At 65.7% G+C, this 3,913-nt stretch carries 3 protein-coding genes and 1 pseudogene; 3 read left to right on the forward strand and 1 reads right to left on the reverse strand.

From position 1 onward, the window contains the following. Window positions 1-252: 252 nt before the first annotated feature. Entirely contained in the window at window positions 253-1,116 is an 864-nt protein-coding gene (locus tag AC1DS3_RS36265) for an ABC transporter substrate-binding protein (protein ID WP_441640635.1), read from the reverse strand. 142 nt (window positions 1,117-1,258) lie between these two features. Here AC1DS3_RS36265 and AC1DS3_RS36270 point away from each other — a divergent pair, with 142 nt between their 5' ends. From AC1DS3_RS36270 to AC1DS3_RS36280, 3 genes and pseudogenes are all read left to right on the forward strand, one after another. Beyond that, entirely contained in the window at window positions 1,259-2,356 is a 1,098-nt protein-coding gene (locus AC1DS3_RS36270; protein WP_441640634.1) for a substrate-binding domain-containing protein, read from the forward strand. Window positions 2,357-2,464: 108 nt separating this feature from the next. Next, window positions 2,465-3,082, forward strand: coding sequence for a DUF4126 domain-containing protein (locus AC1DS3_RS36275; RefSeq protein ID WP_441640633.1), 618 nt, complete (start codon window positions 2,465-2,467; stop codon window positions 3,080-3,082). 176 nt (window positions 3,083-3,258) lie between these two features. Further along, a pseudogene (locus AC1DS3_RS36280) lies at window positions 3,259-3,913 on the forward strand (ABC transporter permease); the annotation flags it as partial.

Consider the following 3,913-nt stretch of genomic DNA (forward strand, 5'->3'; position numbering starts at 1 on the left):
CACGATTGGAAGGCTGCTATGAACCAGTTCGCGATCCTGTACGAGGAGCGCTTCACCCATCCGCATCGTTGAGATAATGCTGCACTCACCGCTCAAGTCGACGGTGAGTCTATACCTGCCYTGCACACAAAAAAACTGACAGGCCCGGGGCTGCCGTATGGCCCTTGGGTCCAAAAACCAACACCGAAAAATCAAATCCAAAGCGTGGACAAGAGCCAACGGTTCTGCCCTTGCGCATAGACAAACACCCCCTCACTTCCCCTTAAAACTAGGAAAAAACAACTGCTCCCCTTCCACCCTATAAGCCGCAATCGTATCCTGCCCATCCTTAGACGTAATCCACTCCACCAGCTTCATCGCATCCGCGTAATTGGTACCAGGATGCTTGGCCGGATTCACGGCAATCACGCCATACGGATTGAACATCCTGGGATCGCCCTCCAGCAGGATCGCCAATCCGGTCTTGGCGCGGTACGCGCCATAAGTGGCCCGATCAGACAACGTATAGCCCGGCATCTGCGCGGCCATGGTCAGCACTTCGCCCATCCCCAGCCCGGCATTCACGTACCACGGCTGCCCCTTGGGCTCGATCCCCGCCTGTTTCCAGTAGTCCTTCTCCATCACGTCGGTCCCGGAGTTATCCCCGCGCGAGATGAACTTGGTGCCGCCGGCGGCGATCTTCCTGAAGCCGGCCAGCACGTCCTTGCCGCCTTTTAGCCTGGCCGGGTCGCTGGCCGGRCCAACCACGATGAAGTCGTTGTACATGACGTCGCGGCGGTTGACGCCGTAGCCCGCCGCCATGAATTCGTCTTCCATCTTGCGGGCGTGCACCAGCAGCACGTCGACGTCGCCCATCTCGCCCATCTTCATCGCCTTGCCCGAGCCCACGGCGATCACTTTGACGGTGACACCGCTCTTTTGCTCGAACCTGGGCAGCAGGAATTTCAGCAGGCCGGAGTTTTCCGTGCTGGTGGTCGTGGCCAGCTTGAGTTCGCCGGCGAAGGCGCCGGTGGCGCTGGTGGCGCCGGCCACGCCAACCAGGCAAACCAGTCCGATAGCGCACGCGGCGCGGTTCGAAATATGGCGTAAAAGGCATTGCTTGCCGACCACTTGCATGGATTCTCCTTGTCTTGTGTTTTCAGAAACACAATTGCCACAAACTCATGAGATCGGTGAGAATGCAGAAAAATACGTGGAAATCAGCGTTTTGCATTCTGGGTGAACCACATCTCTAAAGTAAATATGAAAAGCGTTTCATATGACATTTCGCTTTGACCTGTTCCCGGTAGTCGCCGCGGACGACAATCCTCGCTCCAACGGCAAGGTGTTCCAACTGCTCAAGGCTGTGCGCGAGACGGGTTCCCTGCATCGCGCGGCGCGCGAGATCGGGTTGTCGTACCGGCACGCCTGGGGCGTGATGCGGTCTTGGGAGGAGATGCTTGGGCGCAGCATGCTCGACATGGAGCGCGGCCGGGGGGCGTCGCTGACGCTGTTTGGCGAGCGCTTGCTGCGTGCCGAGGGGCGCTTGCGCGATTCGATCGACCCGGTCGTGCAGAAGGCCATGATCGATTTCCTGGCGGACCTGGACGACGCGGCCCAGCCGCAGACCCGCATCCGCTTCTCCGGCAGCCATGATCCGGCCATGGAGGTCCTGGCGGGGGCGCTGCACGACGCGCCGGGCGGCCTGCAGCTCGACACTGTGTTCTGCGGCAGCGTGGAGGGCCTGATTTGCCTGCAGGAGCGGCAGTCCGAGCTGGCTGGCTTCTACGTCTCGCCGATCCAGAAGGCTGGCTCCGTGGCCCACGTGACGCTGCGCAAATGGCTGCGTCCGGCCGCCGTACGCTTGATCCGGCTGGCCTGGCGCGAGCAGGGCCTGATCGTCGCGCGCGAGCTCGCGGGCGAGATCCACGGCCTGCGCGACCTGGCCCGTACCCGTGCCCGCTTCGTCAACCGCCAGCGCAGTTCCGGCACGCGCATGCTGTTCGACCAGTTGCTGGCCACCGACGGGCTCTTCCCGGACCAGATCGTCGGCTACGAAACCCCCGAGTTCAGCAACGAGAAGGTGGCGGAAGCGGTGCACGCCGGCCATGCCGAGGTGGGGTTCGGCCTGCGCATGAATGCCGAGGCCCATGGGCTGGCCTTTGTGCCGCTGACGCGCGAGGCCTACTACCTGGCGCTGCGCAAGAACGACCAGATCACGCCCTGGGCGCATGGCTTGCTTTCGCATCTGGCCGACCCGGCCTTCCGGCGCCGCATCGAGGCGCTTCCCGGCTACGCCATGGCCGAGCCCGATGGCATCCTGACGCCGCAGGAGGCCCTTCCCTGGTATGGCCCCGACGGCAAGGAAGGCGGCTGACGCCGTCCGCCGGGGAGGGTGGGAACCCGGCTGTTTGAGCGCGCGCGTATTACACTGGTTGTATAGGCGGGGCTGCATGCCCGCCAGACAGACCCAGCAAGGAGCGCCATGCTAGAAACGGCCGCGTTGGCCGCGGGCTTGTCCTGGACCAGCGGATTCCGCCTTTACCTGGCCGTGTTCACGGCTGGCGCACTGGGCCGCCTGGGCTGGCTGCACCTGCCGCCCGGCCTGCAGGCGCTGGAATCGTGGTGGGTGATCGCGCTGGCCGCGGTGCTGGCCCTGGCCGAATTCGTGGCCGACAAGGTGCCAGGCTTCGATTCCTTCTGGGACAGCATCCAGACCTTTATCCGCATCCCCGCCGGCGCGATCCTGGCCGCCGCCGCCTTCGGGCAGCTCGATCCGCAATGGATGGTCGCCGCCGGGCTGATCGGGGGCACACTGGCCGGCACCGCCCATGCCGCCAAGGCTGGCACCCGCGCCCTGATCAACGTCTCGCCGGAACCGTTTTCGAATTGGGCTGCCTCACTGAGCGAGGACGTTGCCGCCAGCAGCGGGCTGCTGCTGGCTTTTTTCCTGCCCGTGGTGTTCCTGGTGGTGCTGGCCGTGCTGCTGCTGGTGGCGGCGTGGCTGCTGCCCAAGCTGTGGCGCGGCTTGCGCCATTTGCGTGACGCGTTGGCCAAGCGTGCTCCGGCGGCCTCGCCGGCGGGGCGTCAGCCCCGGCGCTGAGTGGCGGGATCGACCCTCGCTTTGCCCAATCCGGCCATAATCTGGCCCTGGTCCGGCGGATGCGCGCCGGGATCCACCCGCTGGTGTCCTGCCGCCGCGCCAATCCTGGACTGCGGCTTGCCCGGCTGGCCGCCACCATGCATGTGCACGGACAAGAGATTAGAGATAAGAGATCAATGTCTTCAGAACCCGCCTCCCAGCACGTTCCCGCAGCAGCCACCGCAGCCGCAGCCACCGCAGCAACCATCACCATGGCCCTGGCATCGTCCGGCCCCCGCCCGACGCGCTTCTCGCCCTGGCGCCAGGCTTTGCGCATGGCGCGGCGCGATTGGCGCGCCGGCGAGCTGAGCCTGTTGCTGTTCGCGCTGGTGCTGGCCGTGGCGGCGCTCAGCAGCGTGGGCTTTCTGGCCGACCGCATGCGCCTGGGGCTGGAGCGCGACGCGCGCCAGATGATCGCCGCCGATGTGCTGATCGTGTCCGACCAGCCGTTCGATGCCGTCTTCGCCAGCCACGCCGCGCAGGCGGGCCTGGCCACCACGCAGACGGTCACCTTCCCGAGCATGGCGAGCGCGCACGCGCCGGGCAAGGCCGCCACAACGCAAGGGCAAGGGGCGGCTAGCGGGGTTCAGGCCGATGCCCCTTCGCAACTTTCGCAACTGGCTGCGCTCAAGGCGGTTGCCCCCGGGTATCCGCTGCGCGGGCAGCTCAAGGTGGCGGCCGGGCCCGGGGCGCCGGAAGCCGCCGCCACCGGCATTCCCGCCGAGGGGACCGTCTGGGTGGACGAGGCCTTGCTGGACTCGCTTGGTGTCGCCATGGGCGACACCATCCAGC

Source organism: Cupriavidus sp. 01L46, assembly GCF_056399905.1.

Excerpts from the sequence above, each read along its gene's own strand:
- AC1DS3_RS36270 (WP_441640634.1), top strand. The coding sequence starts at position 1,259 with ATGACATTTCGCTTTGACCTGTTCCCGGTAGTCGCCGCGGACGACAAT.
- AC1DS3_RS36275 (WP_441640633.1), top strand. The coding sequence starts at position 2,465 with ATGCTAGAAACGGCCGCGTTGGCCGCGGGCTTGTCCTGGACCAGCGGA.